The sequence below is a fragment of the Escherichia sp. HH41S genome (assembly GCF_009820115.1).
In the GTDB taxonomy this organism is placed as follows: domain Bacteria; phylum Pseudomonadota; class Gammaproteobacteria; order Enterobacterales; family Enterobacteriaceae; genus Escherichia; species Escherichia coli_F.
The window spans coordinates 215,438-233,510 of record NZ_VNXE01000061.1 but is presented as its reverse complement, the minus strand read 5'-3'; the positions used below and the strand labels follow the sequence as shown (position 1 = coordinate 233,510).

Annotated in this window: 18 protein-coding genes and 3 tRNA genes; 14 read left to right on the top strand and 7 right to left on the bottom strand. The window is 50.4% G+C overall.

All coding sequences use genetic code 11. The annotated features are described in order from the left end of the window. Entirely contained in the window at positions 1-447 is a 447-nt protein-coding gene (gene rimI / locus FQZ95_RS10825) for a ribosomal protein S18-alanine N-acetyltransferase (protein ID WP_001092449.1), read from the bottom strand. Next, the gene (gene holD, locus FQZ95_RS10820; RefSeq protein ID WP_000204018.1) at positions 416-829 is read right to left on the bottom strand and encodes a DNA polymerase III subunit psi; all 414 of its coding nucleotides are present in this window, start codon (positions 827-829) and stop codon (positions 416-418) included. Before holD ends, rimI begins: the two co-directional genes overlap by 32 nt. Positions 830-931: 102 nt before the next feature. Here holD and rsmC point away from each other — a divergent pair, with 102 nt between their 5' ends. The 4 genes from rsmC (at position 932) to FQZ95_RS10800 (ending at position 2,595) form a co-directional block, all read left to right on the top strand. Beyond that, positions 932-1,963 carry a 16S rRNA (guanine(1207)-N(2))-methyltransferase RsmC gene (gene rsmC, locus FQZ95_RS10815; protein WP_088541476.1) on the top strand — a complete coding sequence of 344 codons (1,032 nt, stop codon included), beginning with the start codon at positions 932-934 and terminating at the stop codon, positions 1,961-1,963. Positions 1,964-2,272: 309 nt separating this feature from the next. Continuing rightward, a tRNA-Leu gene (locus FQZ95_RS10810) sits at positions 2,273-2,359 on the top strand. Between the two features lie 28 nt (positions 2,360-2,387). Beyond that, positions 2,388-2,474, top strand: a tRNA-Leu gene (locus FQZ95_RS10805). A gap of 34 nt (positions 2,475-2,508) precedes the next feature. Next, positions 2,509-2,595 (top strand) — tRNA-Leu (locus tag FQZ95_RS10800). A 38-nt stretch (positions 2,596-2,633) separates the two neighbouring features. Here the strand turns inward: FQZ95_RS10800 and FQZ95_RS10795 are convergent. Continuing rightward, positions 2,634-2,870 carry a DUF1435 domain-containing protein gene (locus FQZ95_RS10795; protein ID WP_140423060.1) on the bottom strand — a complete coding sequence of 79 codons (237 nt, stop codon included), beginning with the start codon at positions 2,868-2,870 and terminating at the stop codon, positions 2,634-2,636. A gap of 140 nt (positions 2,871-3,010) precedes the next feature. Between FQZ95_RS10795 and fhuF the strand changes: the two genes are divergently transcribed. Continuing rightward, a complete protein-coding gene (gene fhuF, locus FQZ95_RS10790; RefSeq protein ID WP_088541478.1) occupies positions 3,011-3,799 on the top strand; it encodes a siderophore-iron reductase FhuF in 789 nt (262 codons plus the stop codon). 38 nt (positions 3,800-3,837) lie between these two features. On the opposite strand, the gene bglJ is transcribed toward fhuF, so the two are convergent. After that, positions 3,838-4,515, bottom strand: coding sequence for a DNA-binding transcriptional activator BglJ (gene bglJ / locus FQZ95_RS10785; protein WP_001353481.1), 678 nt, complete (start codon positions 4,513-4,515; stop codon positions 3,838-3,840). Beyond that, complete coding sequence (locus tag FQZ95_RS10780) at positions 4,473-5,198, bottom strand: helix-turn-helix domain-containing protein (RefSeq protein ID WP_000936635.1); 726 nt, start codon at positions 5,196-5,198, stop codon at positions 4,473-4,475. Before FQZ95_RS10780 ends, bglJ begins: the two co-directional genes overlap by 43 nt. Positions 5,199-5,816: 618 nt before the next feature. Between FQZ95_RS10780 and FQZ95_RS10775 the strand changes: the two genes are divergently transcribed. The 6 genes from FQZ95_RS10775 (at position 5,817) to opgB (ending at position 11,526) form a co-directional block, all read left to right on the top strand. Beyond that, entirely contained in the window at positions 5,817-6,587 is a 771-nt protein-coding gene (locus FQZ95_RS10775) for a threonine/serine ThrE exporter family protein (RefSeq protein WP_160530180.1), read from the top strand. After that, positions 6,578-7,051 carry a threonine/serine exporter gene (locus FQZ95_RS10770; RefSeq protein ID WP_000538188.1) on the top strand — a complete coding sequence of 158 codons (474 nt, stop codon included), beginning with the start codon at positions 6,578-6,580 and terminating at the stop codon, positions 7,049-7,051. Before FQZ95_RS10775 ends, FQZ95_RS10770 begins: the two co-directional genes overlap by 10 nt. 107 nt (positions 7,052-7,158) lie before the next feature. Next, a complete protein-coding gene (gene dnaT / locus FQZ95_RS10765) occupies positions 7,159-7,698 on the top strand; it encodes a primosomal protein DnaT (protein WP_000098814.1) in 540 nt (179 codons plus the stop codon). Between the two features lie 2 nt (positions 7,699-7,700). After that, positions 7,701-8,438, top strand: coding sequence for a DNA replication protein DnaC (gene dnaC / locus FQZ95_RS10760; RefSeq protein WP_000799911.1), 738 nt, complete (start codon positions 7,701-7,703; stop codon positions 8,436-8,438). A gap of 48 nt (positions 8,439-8,486) precedes the next feature. Beyond that, positions 8,487-8,981 carry a DUF2501 domain-containing protein YjjA gene (gene yjjA / locus FQZ95_RS10755; RefSeq protein ID WP_077630113.1) on the top strand — a complete coding sequence of 165 codons (495 nt, stop codon included), beginning with the start codon at positions 8,487-8,489 and terminating at the stop codon, positions 8,979-8,981. Positions 8,982-9,234: 253 nt separating this feature from the next. Continuing rightward, a complete protein-coding gene (opgB, locus tag FQZ95_RS10750) occupies positions 9,235-11,526 on the top strand; it encodes a phosphatidylglycerol--membrane-oligosaccharide glycerophosphotransferase (protein WP_160530179.1) in 2,292 nt (763 codons plus the stop codon). Between the two features lie 134 nt (positions 11,527-11,660). Here the strand turns inward: opgB and lgoD are convergent, their stop codons facing one another. Next, positions 11,661-12,686 carry an L-galactonate oxidoreductase gene (gene lgoD, locus FQZ95_RS10745; RefSeq protein ID WP_160530178.1) on the bottom strand — a complete coding sequence of 342 codons (1,026 nt, stop codon included), beginning with the start codon at positions 12,684-12,686 and terminating at the stop codon, positions 11,661-11,663. A 138-nt stretch (positions 12,687-12,824) separates the two neighbouring features. On the opposite strand from lgoD, the gene FQZ95_RS10740 reads away from it, so the two are divergent. Beyond that, positions 12,825-13,739 carry a GntR family transcriptional regulator gene (locus FQZ95_RS10740; protein WP_000091572.1) on the top strand — a complete coding sequence of 305 codons (915 nt, stop codon included), beginning with the start codon at positions 12,825-12,827 and terminating at the stop codon, positions 13,737-13,739. 214 nt (positions 13,740-13,953) lie between these two features. Further along, complete coding sequence (locus FQZ95_RS10735; RefSeq protein ID WP_000410144.1) at positions 13,954-15,315, top strand: MFS transporter; 1,362 nt, start codon at positions 13,954-13,956, stop codon at positions 15,313-15,315. A 47-nt stretch (positions 15,316-15,362) separates the two neighbouring features. Here the strand turns inward: FQZ95_RS10735 and tsr are convergent, their stop codons facing one another. After that, positions 15,363-17,027 (bottom strand): methyl-accepting chemotaxis protein, encoded by a 1,665-nt coding sequence (gene tsr / locus FQZ95_RS10730; RefSeq protein WP_000919558.1) that lies wholly within the window; start codon positions 17,025-17,027, stop codon positions 15,363-15,365. 181 nt (positions 17,028-17,208) lie between these two features. On the opposite strand from tsr, the gene FQZ95_RS10725 reads away from it, so the two are divergent. Continuing rightward, complete coding sequence (locus tag FQZ95_RS10725) at positions 17,209-18,072, top strand: MurR/RpiR family transcriptional regulator (protein WP_032185835.1); 864 nt, start codon at positions 17,209-17,211, stop codon at positions 18,070-18,072. Position 18,073 lies beyond the last annotated feature (1 nt).

Below are 18,073 nucleotides of genomic sequence, written 5' to 3'. Positions count from 1 at the left end.
TTACATACTGATTGGCAACGCCATGATGATGGCGTCTTCGCGACCGTCCTTGGTGGGGTAGTAATTGCGGCGAATCGTCGCCTCGTTAAAGCCTAAACTTTCGTACAGGGCAATGGCGGCAGCGTTTGAGGCACGGACTTCCAGCCATAACGTCGCCACACCGCGTTTTTCCAGTTCGTCGATCAGATGTTCCAGCAGCGCCCTTCCCAGTCCCTGACGCTGATAGTCAGGATCGACCGCAATATTGAACAATGTAGCTTCATCCAGCACCACTTGCGTAATCGCAAACGCCGCCATTTTGCCGTTTTGCGTTAACTGAAAGTTGAGATAACGCTCGCCCTGATTACTGGCAAAGGTTTTTTCACTCCACGGAAAGGCGTGGGCGCGTTGTTCAATGTGGAAAGCCGCTGGTAAATCAGTCGTTTCGAGGGAAGAAATCGTGTTCATATGTGCAAATTTGTTGCCATAACGCGGCGCGTGCCGTTGGGTTTGCCCGTAATTCGGTGAGCGCCGGTGATGCCACCTGAGCGCCTTCCAGTGATAGCGGTTCGTCAGTACCCAACCGCCAGCTGTTGCAGCGACTGCCTTGCGGCAGCATCGCGATTTTTTCTGGCGTCAGTTGCAGCACTTGATCGGGGCTGACGGTTAATGCACGCAGAACATCGCTCACCAGAGGATCGGTCAGGGCGGGAAGATCGTTTGCCACCATCACCAGACGGACGTGTGCCGGGATCGCAATGGCAATCTCCCCCTGCAACGCGCCAGGGCGACGCAGCGACCACTGGGTAATGCCCAGCTGCTGTAACTGCCAGTCTCGTCGGGATGTCATAGCGAATCGCTCCTGTTGTCAGGGGCGCAAATATAGCAAATTCGTCGATACCGCGCCAACATATGGCTATAATCGCCGCCAGTATCAATTGAGGAGCATTCCATGTCTGCATTTACCCCGGCAAGTGAAGTCTTGCTGCGTCACAGTGATGATTTCGAACAAAGCCGTATTCTTTTTGCCGGAGACTTACAGGATGACCTGCCCGCGCGTTTAGATACCGCGGCCAGCCGTGCTCATACCCAGCAATTCCACCACTGGCAGGTGTTAAGCCGCCAGATGGGGGATAACGCCCGTTTTAGTCTGGTCGCCACGGCGGATGACGTCGCAGATTGCGATACGCTGATTTACTACTGGCCGAAGAACAAACCGGAAGCCCAGTTCCAGTTGATGAATTTACTTTCTCTGCTGCCGGTGGGAACGGATATTTTTGTTGTTGGCGAGAACCGCAGCGGCGTGCGCAGCGCCGAGCAGATGCTGGCAGATTATGCGCCGTTGAATAAAGTCGACAGCGCCCGTCGCTGTGGCCTCTATTTTGGTCGTCTGGAAAAACAGCCGGTATTTGATGCCGATAAATTCTGGGGCGAATATAACGTCGATGGCCTGACGGTCAAAACGCTGCCGGGCGTGTTTAGCCGCGACGGTCTGGATGTCGGTAGCCAGTTGCTGCTTTCGACGTTAACCCCGCACACGAAAGGTAAAGTGCTGGATGTCGGCTGCGGTGCAGGCGTTCTTTCAGTTGCCTTTGCACGCCACTCACCGAAGATTCGTCTCACGTTGTGCGATGTTTCTGCGCCAGCAGTTGAAGCCAGCCGTGCAACACTTGCGGCCAACGGTATTGAAGGTGAAGTCTTTGCCAGCAACGTCTTTTCTGAGGTGAAAGGTCGTTTTGATATGATCATCTCCAATCCGCCGTTCCACGATGGGATGCAAACCAGTCTGGATGCAGCACAAACGCTGATTCGCGGCGCGGTGCGTCATCTTAACAGCGGCGGCGAGCTGAGAATTGTGGCGAACGCCTTCCTGCCTTACCCGGACGTGCTGGATGAGACATTTGGCTTCCACGAAGTGATCGCGCAAACCGGGCGCTTCAAGGTGTATCGCGCCATTATGACCCGCCAGGCGAAGAAAGGTTAAGTATCTGGTACCTGTCGCCGCATGCCGTGTCGGATGCGGCGTGCTCGCCTTATACAACCTACAAAACCTGCAAGTTAGCCCTTCGTAGGCCAGATAAGACGCGCCCGCGTCGCATCTGGCATCTGCACCCAAATACCGTGTCGGATGCGGCGTGAACGCCTTATCCGACCTACAAAACCTGCACGTTAGTTTCCTGATGGACATTTTTCCAGCAATCACACATCTGGCGATAATTAACTATTGACGAAAAGCTGAAAACCACTAGAATGCGCCTCCGTGGTAGCAATTCTTTTTAAGAATTGATGGTATGCGAAGGTGGCGGAATTGGTAGACGCGCTAGCTTCAGGTGTTAGTGTCCTTACGGACGTGGGGGTTCAAGTCCCCCCCCTCGCACCAAAAACCACGTTGATATTGCTCGCACTGGGCGAAGGTGGCGGAATTGGTAGACGCGCTAGCTTCAGGTGTTAGTGTTCTTACGGACGTGGGGGTTCAAGTCCCCCCCCTCGCACCAAACGAGGCGATATCAAAAAAAGTAAGATGACTGTGCGAAGGTGGCGGAATTGGTAGACGCGCTAGCTTCAGGTGTTAGTGTCCTTACGGACGTGGGGGTTCAAGTCCCCCCCCTCGCACCAATTATCTTTACTTCCTTTCTTGTTTCTTCCTTGTTTTTTCATCCCTGATTCCAGTTCATTATCATCAGCATGACACCAGCAATAAGCGCCAGGCACGATGGTAGCAAAACGTAATGCCGTAACTGTTTGTGATACAACATTACCGGCGTCAACACCAATCCCATCAGAATAACAATCCGCCACTGATCCGGCGATAAATCCGCATACATCAGCCCTGCAATCAGCAATCCCGGCAGCAACACTCCCCAACCACTGCCCAGCATACGTTGCAACATGGTTTCATCTCTTTCATTGATAATGATAACTAATATCATATGATAATTTTTATCATTTGCAAGCCAGAGAAATCCCTTGCTATCGGGTAAACCTATCGTTAGGATTAGCAATCATTATCATTTAGATTACTATCACGATTATGGCCTATCGTTCCGCACCGCTCTATGAAGATGTTATCTGGCGAACGCATCTCCAGCCGCAGGATCCTGGACTTGCAGAAGCAGTACGGTCGACGATCGCAGAAAATCGTGAACATTTGCTGGAGTTTATCCGCCTGGATGAACCCGCCCCATTTAGTGCCCTGACGCTGGCGCAATGGTCATCACCGAATGCGTTAAGTTCTCTGTTAGCTGTTTATTCCGATCATATCTACCGCAATCAACCAACGATGATCCGCGAGAATAAGCCGCTGATCTCCCTGTGGGCGCAATGGTACATCGGCCTGATGGTGCCGCCATTAATGCTGGCCCTGTTAACGCAGGAAAAAGCATTAGATGTGTCGCCGGAACATTTCCACGTTGAGTTTCACGAAACCGGACGCGCCGCCTGTTTCTGGGTCGATGTGTATGAAGATAAAAACGCAACACCACATTCACCGCAGCAGCGAATGGAAACGTTAATTAGCAAGGCGCTTGTTCCGGTTGTGCAAGCATTAGAAGCGACTGGAGAAATTAACGGTAAACTTATCTGGAGTAATACCGGTTATTTGATCAACTGGTACCTCACTGAGATGAAGCAGCTGCTCGGCGAGGCGACGGTTGAATCGCTGCGCCATGCCCTCTTTTTTGAGAAAACGCTCACTACCGGTGAAGATAATCCACTCTGGCGTACCGTGGTGCTGCGCGACGGCCTGCTGGTGCGCCGCACTTGCTGCCAGCGTTATCGCTTGCCGGATGTGCAGCAATGTGGTGACTGTACGCTGAAATAGAAAAATTTGCCGGGGAAGTAAACCCGGCATTAAGCGTATTAATAGGGGTGCAACACGTTACTTGCTTCGCAATGACGCATACATAACAGAATGTCTGCGGCCTCCAACAACCCTGCATCAGAACTGACGCCCAGTTTCGACATTACATTAAATTTATGCGCGCGGATCGTTTTGATATTGCGTTTAAGCTGCTCGGCAATTTGTGTCATTGAGTAGCCACGCGACATAAAGCGCAATATTTCTCTCTCCGTCGGGCTTAGCGTCCGGCTTTGGTTAATGTACCACTGATTGTTCAATCGGTCGGTCGCCTGACGCACACCATTTAATGACAAAAAGAGTTCCTGATGAAAAATCTCCAGCGTCGACGCTTTACTTAATACACCGTCCAGCGGTGATGGCGACAATGAACCAATCAGCCGAGCTTCAATATCATCATCCGCAATAACTAAACGTCGGGTACGCGGAAACTTAATCGCCAGTTCAGTCAGGCAAGATAATCCCTCTCTGCGTTTACTTCTCATGGCAGAAAAAGAAAAAATGACCGCCGCAAACGAGATCCGCGACATGGCATCCTGAAATGACTCCTGACTGGTATAGATATGGAGCTTATAAGGGTTACCTGCAAACTTTCTGAATAAACTCTCAATACCGATACTGCTCATGACGCATTTTTCTATGAGTGCGACATTTCTCTTCTTAATTCGGCTGTGTTCCATTCTGCGGCATCTCCATAAACAGAAGGCAAGTTAAGTTCTCTTGCACCCTGCGCGCTATTTATCCATGCATACATTTCAGCGTTGCTGTGAATTGCCAGTCGACGCATCGCACTGTTTTTTTGGGCGCTGATAGTTTTATTACTTTTCTTAAGCAATGAAGCTATCTGGTTGATGCCCCATCCTTTACCTAATAGCCGCAGTACTTTACGCTCTGAAAGAGTGAGAATGACGGAGCGATAGCTAAAATCATGCGTTTCAGTCATTGCCGGAGAGGTCAGCATGGCGCTGATACGCTCTGCGTGCGTATTGCCAGAACGCACGGTCTTAACCAGATTCTCAATGGGTTCAACATCAGACAATAATGTCGCCGTAGGGCACATGAGAAGTTCTACTGCCTGGGAATACCAGGAGCGTGACACCATGAAAACCCAGTGAATTTCCCGATATTGTGAGATTAAAGAATAATAATGCTCACAAACAGAACGAGGATCTTCACTTTCACCGGCTAAATCTGCAATAACTAATCCGGAACGACGTAATTGTAATAAGGTAAGGTCCTCCGCAGAGGCGCTGGATATTATTTCATATTCAGGGAAGTGAGTCCTCATGACCTCTTTTAACCCTGCTTGCATAACAGGTATTTTACTGATAACAATTCCATTTTTGCAGCATCCTGGCAACATATTTCCTCCACATCCACTGTCTAAAAATCATGATGGTTTATTCAGGATATTCATTCCTTAAATGTTCCCAGCAAATTAATAGATTAAGCGAATAAATTATCCTTTGCATTCACTTTCATATCAGCATACTCCTGCTGCACAATAACTCCACTGCATGTGTCAGAAGGTTAGCATCAAATGATAACCTGGTGAAATAGCCTGGAGACATTTAAAATATCTACATTAAGTTGTTAGAAATACTTAATGAAAAACAGAATCCTCATTCATTTAATTTATAATTAACTGATATCCCTTCCCGCAGGATGCAAAATCACACAATCAATATTTATTCAATAAAATCTGATAGTTTTAACTTGTTAAAATTAAAAAACGCGCCCAGTTATCTTTTATCCTGATTCGTAAGGGCTAAACAATAAATTCATTATAGTGATAATATTCATGCGATAATTTGTTTGCGGCGAGAGATAATTCGCTTTTTAACACCGAGCTTCTCCCGATAACCAGGATTAATCAGCGCAATTTTGATCTTAACCTGCCGCAAAACAACCGCGCTTCATGATACAAATGGATTCTCATTATCTGAACAATACGCAGCACGTCTATGACAAAGGGCGAGTTATGCAAACTGAGCAACAGCGAGCCGTAACACGGCTTTGTATCCAGTGCGGATTATTTCTTTTGCAACATGGTGCGGAAAGCGCGTTGGTTGATGAACTTTCCTCACGACTGGGTCGGGCGTTGGGAATGGATAGCGTCGAAAGTTCTATCTCTTCGAACGCCATCGTGCTGACAACCATTAAAGATGGGCAATGCCTGACATCGACACGTAAAAATCACGATCGCGGCATTAATATGCATGTGGTGACTGAAGTCCAGCACATTGTGATTCTGGCGGAGCATCATCTGCTGGATTACAAAGGCGTAGAGAAAAGATTTAGCCAAATTCGGCCATTACGTTACCCGCGATGGCTGGTAGCCTTGATGGTCGGCCTTTCTTGCGCCTGTTTCTGTAAACTCAATAACGGTGGCTGGGACGGTGCCGTCATCACCTTCTTTGCCAGTACGGCCGCGATGTATATCCGCCAGCTGCTGGCACAACGTCATCTTCATCCACAGATCAACTTTTGCCTCACCGCTTTCGCCGCCACCACCATTTCCGGTTTGCTTTTGCAACTTCCCACTTTCAGTAATACCCCCACCATTGCGATGGCCGCCAGCGTTCTCTTGCTGGTGCCGGGCTTTCCGTTGATTAATGCCGTCGCCGATATGTTTAAAGGCCACATCAATACCGGACTGGCACGCTGGGCGATCGCAAGTCTGCTGACACTGGCTACCTGCGTCGGCGTGGTGATGGCACTGACAATTTGGGGGCTACGCGGATGGGTGTGATCGAATTTCTGTTAGCGTTGGCGCAGGATATGATCCTCGCCGCCATTCCAGCGGTCGGCTTTGCGATGGTGTTCAACGTTCCCGTTCGGGCGTTACGCTGGTGTGCGCTGCTTGGTGCGATAGGTCATGGTTCCCGAATGATCTTAATGACCAGCGGGCTGAATATTGAATGGTCAACCTTTATGGCCTCTATGCTGGTCGGCACCATTGGTATTCAATGGTCGCGCTGGTATCTGGCACATCCGAAAGTGTTTACCGTGGCGGCTGTTATCCCCATGTTTCCGGGCATCTCTGCTTATACTGCAATGATTTCGGCGGTAAAAATCAGCCAGCTAGGTTACAGCGAACCGTTGATGATTACCCTGTTAACCAACTTTCTTACAGCTTCATCGATTGTTGGTGCATTATCCATCGGCCTTTCCATTCCTGGATTATGGTTGTACCGCAAACGCCCTCGCGTATAAAATTGCCTCACTTAAAGCACGCGGATGAGAGACAGCCTCCTCTCCTCCGTGTGTTACTATAAAAGTTATCTCCCTTCTCGTTCATCGTTCCATATTTGAGAAACAGTATGTCTTCCAGAGTTTTGACCCCGGACGTCGTTGGTATTGACGCCCTGGTACACGATCACCAAACCGTTCTGGCAAAAGCTGAAGGCGGTGTGGTTGCCGTATTTGCTAACAATGCCCCGGCGTTTTATGCCGTCACGCCTGCGCGCCTGGCTGAACTGCTGGCGCTGGAAGAAAAGCTGGCGCGTCCAGGAAGCGATGTCGCTCTGGACGATCAACTCTATCAGGAACCGCAAGCCGCTCCCGTTGCTGTACCCATGGGGAAATTCGCCATGTATCCGGACTGGCAACCCGATGCCGACTTTATCCGCCTGGCGGCGCTATGGGGCGTGGCGCTAAAAGAGCCGGTGACCACCGAAGAACTGGCCTCATTCATTGCCTACTGGCAGGCGGAAGGTAAAGTCTTTCACCATGTACAGTGGCAACAAAAACTGGCGCGCAGCCTGCAAATCGGCCGTGCCAGCAACGGCGGACTGCCGAAACGAGATGTGAATACGGTCAGCGAACCTGACAGCCAAATTCCACCAGGATTCAGAGGGTAACGATGAAAAACGTTGGCGACCTGATGCAACGCCTGCAAAAAATGATGCCTGCCCATATCAAACCTGCGTTTAAAACGGGTGAAGAACTACTGGCCTGGCAGAAAGAACAAGGGGCGATCCGCTCCGCCGCTCTCGAACGTGAAAATCGGGCGATGAAAATGCAGCGCACCTTTAACCGCTCCGGTATTCGTCCACTGCATCAGAACTGCTCCTTTGAGAACTATCGCGTTGAGTGTGAAGGGCAGATGAATGCGTTAAGCAAAGCACGCCAGTATGTCGAAGAGTTTGACGGCAACATCGCCAGCTTCATCTTTTCTGGCAAGCCAGGAACCGGCAAAAACCATCTGGCGGCGGCAATCTGCAACGAGCTACTGCTACGCGGTAAATCCGTATTGATCATCACCGTGGCCGATATTATGTCGGCGATGAAAGATACCTTCAGGAATAGCGGTACCAGCGAAGAACAACTGCTTAACGATCTGAGCAACGTTGATCTGCTGGTGATCGATGAGATCGGTGTGCAGACCGAATCGAAATACGAAAAAGTGATCATCAACCAGATCGTCGATCGCCGCTCTTCTTCCAAACGCCCAACCGGGATGCTGACCAACAGTAATATGGAAGAGATGACCAAGTTGCTGGGCGAACGCGTGATGGATCGTATGCGCCTGGGTAACAGTTTGTGGGTGATCTTCAACTGGGATAGCTACCGTAGCCGAGTAACGGGTAAAGAGTATTAATCCCAATTTCTGGCGGTATACTGCGACACAATTCCACCTTGAGTAATGATGATGAAAACTATTAAACATCTTCTGTGCTGTGCCATTGCCGCCAGCGCATTAATTTCCACCGGGGTGCATGCTGCGTCCTGGAAAGATGCGCTCTCCAGCGCCGCCAGCGAACTTGGCAACCAAAACAGCACGACACAAGAAGGCGGTTGGTCGCTCGCTTCATTAACTAGCTTGCTTAGCAGCGGGAACCAGGCCTTAAGCGCAGATAACATGAACAATGCCGCAGGCATACTGCAATACTGCGCGAAGCAGAAGTTGGCTTCGGTAACCGATGCCGAAAACATCAAGAACCAGGTGCTGGAAAAGCTGGGCCTGAACAGTGAAGAGCAAAAAGAAGACACCAACTATCTGGATGGCATTCAGGGTTTGCTGAAAACCAAAGATGGTCAGCAACTCAATCTGGATAACATCGGAACGACTCCGCTGGCAGAAAAGGTGAAAACCAAGGCCTGTGATCTGGTGTTAAAGCAGGGGCTAAACTTCATTTCCTGATCCGCGAAACGCCGCGTTTTAGCTGTTACCCGGCTGACGCGGCTCTCTCCTGCCCTTTTCCCTGCTCCTGGACGGTTTTCCCCCTGTTACACGGGAAGCGACCGTAATCAAAAAAGTCTGTTTATAAACTAATTCCTAACAACATCGCATTTTTTTGACACTAGAATTGCAGCAATATGGCGACGCCATTACATTGTGCTTCTCAAAAAGCTTAAACGTTGGCTAAACGGCCCGGTTTAGTGAGGATCGCCCGTTGTCAGAACTACTCTCTTTCGCCCTTTTTCTCGCCTCTGTGCTCATTTACGCATGGAAAGCGGGACGTAACACCTGGTGGTTTGCAGCCACGTTAACGGTGCTGGGGCTATTTGTCGTTTTAAATATCACCCTGTTTGCCAGCGACTATTTTACTGGTGATGGTATTAACGACGCGGTTCTCTATACCTTAACCAACAGCCTGACCGGTGCTGGCGTCAGCAAATACATCCTGCCGGGTATCGGCATTGTGCTGGGGCTGACGGCGGTGTTCGGTGCTCTGGGCTGGATCCTGCGCCGTCGTCGTCATCATCCGCACCATTTTGGTTACAGCCTGCTGGCACTCTTACTGGCGCTGGGTTCAGTGGACGCCAGCCCGGCATTTCGTCAGATAACGGAACTGGTGAAATCCCAGTCACGCGACGGCGACCCGGACTTTGCGGCTTATTATAAAGAGCCGTCGAAAACTATCCCTGACCCGAAACTCAACCTGGTTTATATCTACGGCGAAAGTCTCGAGCGAACCTATTTTGATAACGAGGCTTTCCCGGATCTCACGCCTGAACTGGGCGCGTTGAAAAATGAAGGCCTGGATTTCAGCCACACGCAGCAGCTGCCAGGAACGGATTACACGATTGCGGGCATGGTGGCTTCTCAGTGCGGCATACCGCTGTTTGCCCCCTTTGAAGGCAACGCCTCCGCCTCTGTCTCCAGCTTCTTCCCGCAGAACATCTGTCTGGGCGATATCCTGAAAAACTCGGGTTATCAGAACTATTTCGTGCAGGGCGCGAATCTGCGTTTTGCCGGTAAAGATGTGTTCCTGAAATCGCACGGCTTCGACCACTTATACGGCTCAGAAGAGCTGAAAAACGTGGTGGCCGACCCACACTATCGCAACGACTGGGGATTCTACGACGATACCGTGCTGGATGAAGCGTGGAAAAAGTTTGAAGAGCTTTCCCGCTCTGGCCAGCGATTCTCACTGTTTACCCTGACGGTCGATACCCATCACCCGGATGGTTTTATCTCGCGCACCTGTAACCGCAAAAAATATGATTTTGACGGTAAGCCGAATCAGTCATTCAGTGCGGTAAGTTGCAGCCAGGAGAATATCGCGGCGTTTATCAACAAAATCAAAGCGTCACCGTGGTTTAAAGATACTGTTATCGTCGTCTCTTCTGACCATTTAGCGATGAACAACACGGCGTGGAAATACCTTAATAAACAGGATCGCAATAACCTGTTTTTTGTCATCCGTGGCGACAAGCCGCAGCAAGAGACGCTGGCGGTGAAGCGTAACACGATGGATAACGGCGCGACGGTGCTGGACATTCTCGGTGGCGATAACTATCTCGGACTTGGTCGTAGCAGTTTATCCGGGCAGTCGATGTCGGAAATCTTCCTCAATATCAAAGAGAAAACATTGGCGTGGAAGCCAGATATCATCCGCCTGTGGAAATTCCCTAAAGAGATGAAAGAGTTCACCATCGACCAGCAGAAAAACATGATTGCCTTCTCGGGTAGCCATTTCCGTTTGCCGCTGCTGTTGCGGGTTTCAGACAAGCGCGTAGAACCGCTGCCGGAAAGTGAATACTCAGCACCGCTGCGTTTCCAGCTGGCCGATTTTGCTCCACGCGACAATTTCGTCTGGGTTGACCGTTGCTATAAGATGGCACAACTCTGGGCTCCGGAACTGGCACTTTCCACCGACTGGTGTGTCTCGCAAGGGCAGCTTGGCGGTCAGCAAATTGTCCAGCATGTTGATAAAACAACATGGAAGGGCAAAACGGCATTTAAAGATACGGTCATCGACATGGCGCGTTACAAAGGCAATGTCGATACGCTGAAGATTGTTGATAACGATATTCGCTACAAAGCCGACAGTTTCATCTTTAACGTCGCCGGTGCGCCAGAAGAGGTGAAACAGTTTAGCGGGATTTCCCGTCCGGAGTCGTGGGGCCGCTGGTCCAACGCACAGTTGGGCGACGAAGTAAAAATCGAGTACAAGCATCCGCTGCCGAAGAAATTTGACCTGGTGATTACCGCCAAAGCATACGGCAATAACGCCAGCCGTCCTATTCCGGTACGCGTAGGCAATGAAGAACAAACCCTTGTGCTGGGCAATGAAGTAACCACCACCACGCTGCATTTCGATAACCCAACCGATGCTGACACGCTGGTGATTGTGCCACCTGAACCCGTCTCAACCAACGAAGGGAATATCCTCGGACACTCGCCGCGTAAGCTTGGTATCGGCATGGTGGAAATTAAAGTGGTGGAACGTGAAGGGTAATTCCTGACTGATTTGTAGGTCGCATAAGGTGCGACCTACACATCTTCTCCGGCTCACAACACATTATTAAGAAACAAAAAAAACAGCGCCCAACACTTCCCCGGACGCTGCATGGCAACTTTAATAATCTCGCCTTATAAGAAAGTAATTACACCCTTAATCAACTCACGGTTGTTAATCACATCGCGCTCATAGGTTTCTGCCAGCGTGGCGAACGGATAGCGATGGGTTAACATCATGTCGGCAGTGATTTTTCCTTCCGCCATCAGTCGACCGACTTTAGCGAAATCTTCCGGCGTGGCGTTGCGGCTGCCCATCATCGTCGTTTCTTTTTTATGGAATTCCGGATCGGAGAACTGCAACTCACCTTTAAACAGACCGACAAATACCACCGTGCCGCAGTGACGAATCAGATTTACGGTGTTATTCATCGCATGTTGATTACCTGTCGCGTCGATCACTTTCTGCGCCAGCGAACCACCAAACTGCGCCCGCAGCTGCGCGTCAAAATCTTCGGCTGACGGGTCCAGCACGGGCAACTCCAGACGCGTTGCCACATGTTCTCGGCGTGCCGGACTGGTATCCGCCACCACCACCTGTGCGCCATCAGCTTTAGCGATTGCCGCCGCGCCCAGACCGATTGGCCCCGCCCCGACCACCAGCACCTGCTCGCCGGGAGCAATGGCTGCACGACGCACCGCATGTGCGCTAATAGCGAAAGGTTCAATCAATGCTGCCGCCTGCGGGTCAATACCGTCTGCGGGCAAAATGTTCGCCACCGGCACGCTCAAATACTCACTAAAACCACCATCCTGATGCACGCCAATAACTGAAATTTTTTCACAGCAATTGGTGCGACCGCTTTTACATGCCGGGCATTGCTGACAGGCAACATAAGGGATCACAGCAACTTGCTGACCATTTTTAAGATCAGCAATATTTTTACCCAGCCCAACAATCTCCCCACATATTTCATGGCCTAAAACGCGTGGATAACTAAAAAATGGTTGATTTCCACCCCAGGCATGAATATCGGTACCGCAAATCCCGACAGACTTAATTTTTATTAATGCTTCATTGTCACCCGGAATAGGTATCTCGCGTTGTTTCCAGACTAATTCTTTCGGCTGCTGGCAAATTAAAACATTCATCGTAGACATGATTCGGCTCTCCATTTTTTGTTGCCTTAGATATCAATGAAAATGAAAAATGGCAGCGGAACGGAAAATCTATTTTGTGAAAACACACGCATAAAAATGTTTTAAATCGGGTTTTAATGGACTCACAAGGAGGAAAATATGAGTCGCTCACAAAATTTACGCCACAATGTGATTAACCAGGTCATTGATGATATGGCGCGGGGTCACATCCCTTCCCCACTTCCATCGCAAAGTGCGCTGGCGGAAATGTACAACATCAGCCGCACCACAGTGCGTCATATTCTCAGCCACTTACGCGAATGCGGCGTCTTGACGCAGGTTGGAAACGACTATGTTATTGCGCGTAAACCTGACCATGATGACGGTTTCGCCTGTACTACCGCTTCAATGAGTGAACAAAACAAAGTGTTTGAGCAGGCTTTTTTCACGATGATAAACCAGCGCCAGTTACGCCCAGGGGAAACTTTTTCTGAACTGCAACTGGCTCGGGCCGCGGGTGTCAGCCCGGTTGTAGTAAGAGAATATCTTTTAAAATTCGGTCGTTATAATCTTATTCAGAGCGAAAAGCGCGGCCAGTGGAGCATGAAGCAATTCGATCAATCCTACGCCGAGCAGCTGTTTGAGCTACGCGAAATGCTCGAAACTCATTCACTTCAGCACTTTCTCAACCTGCCTGATCACGATCCCCGCTGGCTGCAGGCGAAAACCATGCTCGAACGTCATCGACTACTGCGTGACAACATCGGCAACAGCTTTCGCATGTTCTCGCAACTTGACAGAGATTTTCACTCCTTACTGCTTTCAGCTGCCGATAATATCTTTTTTGATCAATCGCTTGAGATCATCTCAGTCATCTTTCATTTTCACTATCAATGGGACGAAAGCGATCTTAAACAGCGCAATATCATTGCCGTCGATGAGCATATGACCATTCTCAGCGCTCTGATTTGCCGCAGTGACCTGGATGCCACCCTTGCGCTCCGTAACCATTTGAATTCAGCTAAACAATCAATGATTCGATCCATTAATGAGAACACGCGTTATGCTCATTAAGTACGGATTAAAAACAGCAAACTATTAGCGGGTGCACGGTTTTATCAAAAGATAAATACCGGAAAATTCCCGCTTACCTATGCTCACAATCAGTCGACTAAAAATGTTTTTGTGAGCGGTAGTAAAGTCCTAAAACTTTTACCTGCCGTTAATGTCAACCTTGCGTAATGCACAATTACGTAAACAATTAAAATTATAAATACAGGAGTCCGGCGTGGAAAAAGAAAATATCACCCTCGATCCGCGTTCTTCATTTACTCCATCTTCGTCGGCAGATATTCCCGTGCCACCAGATGGATTAGTTCAACGCAGTACCCGAATTAAACGCATTCAAACCACCGCCATGTTGTTATTATTTTTTGCGGCGGTAATCAATTATCTCGACCGCAGTTCACTGTCGGTAGCAAATTTAACGATTCGTGAAGAATTGGGATTAAGTGCCACCGAAATCGGCGCTTTGCTCTCCGTGTTTTCACTCGCCTACGGGATTGCGCAACTTCCTTGCGGCCCACTATTGGATCGTAAAGGCCCGCGCCTGATGCTGGGACTGGGGATGTTCTTCTGGTCACTGTTCCAGGCAATGTCTGGCATGGTGCACAGCTTTACGCAGTTCGTGTTGGTGCGTATCGGTATGGGGATTGGTGAAGCGCCGATGAACCCATGCGGTGTAAAAGTCATTAACGACTGGTTCAACATCAAAGAGCGCGGACGCCCGATGGGCTTCTTCAACGCAGCTTCTACCATTGGCGTTGCCGTAAGCCCACCGATTCTGGCGGCGATGATGCTGGTGATGGGCTGGCGCGGGATGTTTATTACCATTGGTGTGTTGGGTATTTTTCTCGCCATTGGCTGGTATATGCTCTATCGCAACCGCGAGCACGTAGAACTGACTGCCGTTGAACAAGCCTATCTCAATGCCGGTAGCGTCAATGCCCGCCGTGATCCACTCAGTTTTGCTGAATGGCGCAGCCTGTTCCGTAACCGCACAATGTGGGGAATGATGCTCGGATTCAGTGGCATCAATTACACTGCGTGGCTGTATCTGGCTTGGCTGCCAGGTTACCTGCAAACAGCCTATAATCTGGATTTAAAAAGCACCGGGTTGATGGCGGCTATCCCTTTCCTGTTTGGGGCTGCCGGGATGCTGGTCAATGGTTACGTTACCGACTGGCTGGTCAAAGGAGGAATGGCTCCGATTAAAAGCCGTAAGATCTGCATTATTGCCGGGATGTTCTGTTCTGCCGCCTTTACGCTGGTAGTACCGCAAGCGACAACATCCATGACGGCGGTTCTGCTGATTGGCATGGCACTGTTCTGCATTCACTTTGCCGGAACATCCTGCTGGGGATTGATCCACGTCGCTGTCGCTTCTCGCATGACTGCATCGGTGGGCAGTATCCAGAACTTTGCCAGCTTCATCTGCGCCTCTTTTGCGCCGATCATTACTGGTTTTATTGTCGATACCACCCACTCATTCCGTCTGGCGCTAATCATCTGCGGTTGCGTCACCGCGGCGGGTGCACTGGCATACATCTTCCTGGTTCGTCAGCCGATCAACGACCCACGTAAAGATTAATTTCCCTATGCCCGATAACATTTTGCTTATCGGGCATTTTATGGCGATTAAAACGTTTCCCAGTTCTCTCCGCTATCTGCCACTGCCACCTTGCGCGGCGCAGATGGCGTCACGGTTTTTACTACTGCCGATGCTTCGCGCTGGCGTTGCTGCTCTTGCTGAATCCGGAACACTGCCACAGCTTCGGTCAGGCGACTGGCCTGCTCCTCCAGCGCGGCGGCGGCAGCGGCAGATTCTTCCACCAGCGCAGCGTTCTGTTGAGTTACCCGGTCCATCTCAGCAACCGCTAAGCCAACCTGATCGATACCACGGCTCTGCTCATCAGAAGCAGAAGCAATTTCGCCCATAATGTCCGTCACGCGGGTCACAGCGCTGACAATCTCTGCCATGGTTTCCCCGGCGCTTTCGACCAGCGTAGAGCCAACATCCACTTTCCCCACTGAGTCTTCAATCAGGCTTTTAATTTCGCGAGCCGCCTGGGCGCTGCGCTGGGCCAGATTACGCACTTCTCCCGCAACCACCGCAAAACCGCGCCCTTGCTCACCCGCGCGCGCAGCCTCAACCGCCGCGTTCAAAGCCAGAATATTGGTCTGGAAGGCAATGCCGTCAATTACGCTGATAATATCGGCGATTTTCTGCGAGCTGGTAGAGATATCGCGCATGGTCTGCACCACGTTATCAACCACTTTGCCGCCACGTTGCGCCGTTTCGGAAGCACTTAACGCCAGATGGCTAGCCTGACGCGCATTCTCGGCGTTCTGTTTCACTGTTGCGGTCAGTTGCTCCATGCTGGCTGCCGTCTCTTCCAGCGAAGCGGCCTGTTGCTCGGTGCGCGAAGAGAGATCGTTATTGCCGGTGGCGATTTCGCTGGCACCGCTATAGATAGCATTGGCCCCGTTGCGCACATCACCGACGGTACGCATCAGCTCTCCCTGCATATGGCGCAAACTCTCTGCCAGTTGCCCCATCTCATTAGAACCATCCACCTCAATCGGTTTCACCAGATCGCCACCTGCAATATGACGAATGCTGTCAATCAGGCGATTCATTGGCGCTACCAACGAGGCTTTAATACCGAACCAGACGGCGAAGATGACCGCCAGTACGACGATCATCACGCCCACCAGAATCCACATCGCCTGGCTGTAGGAGGCATTATTATCGCTGACGGCGATATCATAGAGCCGATCGTTTTGCTCCATGTAAGCCACATACTGCTTCTCGAAACCGTCCTGATATCCCTGAGTCGGCTGATCAAAGAATTCGTTGATTTTGCCTGCACCTAACAGTTGGATCAGTTCCGCCAGCGCATTGTGATAAATATCGTAATTACGTTTGATCTCTGCCGCTGCGGCGGTGCTCTGACGCGGGTCACGCGGCAATGCTTCGTAATCCGCCCAGTTTTTTTCCGCCTGTTTCAGCGAAATACTGGCACTCTGCATCAGCTCGGCAACGGTTGAACCGCTACCAATATTGTTCTGATCCATCATGTAGCGGATACCCGCGCGGTTGAGGGTGTTACGCGTCTGCAACAACGCGACCCAGCTGCCATTCAGCGTGGATTGCTGCTGGCGAATGGTTTGTAAAACAGTGAAATTTTCTTTGTCATTCTTTAAGGCATTAAAGAACAGACCGCCTGATGTCAGTTGTAAAAGGCCAAAAACGGCCAAAACCAGCAGTAAGCTGGTCACGATCTTGATACGTTTTAACATGGTTTCTCTTTCCACTAGACAGATACACTGGTTGTCGGCCTGGTGGTGGAAAACTTTATGCTATGGAAAAGCGTCGGCACTGCTTTTGTTGCAGCAAACTTGCGTTTTTTGTGAGGGTCACACTCTATAGCGGCAGTTTATGGTACAAAGTATCAATCTTCTTCGAATCAGTGATACTCCTATGGCTTATAGCATCGATATCATCTCCTGCATTACCGAACGGTTTATGGCGTTAACAGCCACTGAAAAGCGTATCGCACAATTTATTCTTGATGATGTCCCCGCCGCGGTGGAACTGCCAATTGCTGAGCTGGCACGGTTAACGCAAACCAGTCAGGCGTCGGTGACGCGTTTTGCCCGTGCACTGGGGTGCAAAGATGTCCGCGAGCTGAAAGTCAAACTGGCGCAGTCACTGGCTATCGGGCAGCGGTTTATTCTCGATGTACCGGATCTTGACGGTGTTCAGGGGATCTACGAAGCGATTATTAGCGTGCTGGAAACGCATCGTCGTTCGCTGGATATGAATGCCATCAGCCAGGCGGTAAGCTGGTTAAGTCAGGCGCGGCAAATTCTTGCATTGGGAACTGGCGGCGGTTCCACTATCTGTTCACAGGAGATTCAGTACCGTTTATTCCGTCTGGGGCTACCAGTGGTCAGTCAGAATGATGCCCTGATGATGAGAATGATGTGCTCGGCAGTGATGCCGCAGGATGTGGTGATTGTGCTGTCGCTGGGCGGTTATACACCGGAAATCATCGAAAGTGCGGCAATCGCCCGTCAGTATGGCGCGCGTGTTATTGCCATTACGCCAGCACAAACACCGCTGGCGGAACAGGTGGATCTGGTATTGCCGCTGCTGGTTCAGGAGAGTGATTACATCTTTAAACCCACGCCTTCCCGCTACGCGATGTTAGCCATGGTCGATGTACTGGCAACAGAACTGGCAATGGCAAATAAAGCGCAGGCGAAAGATCGCCTGCGGCGGATAAAACTGGTGTTAGACAGCCACCGTGGGGGCGCTAACCGCCAGCCACTTGGCGATTAGC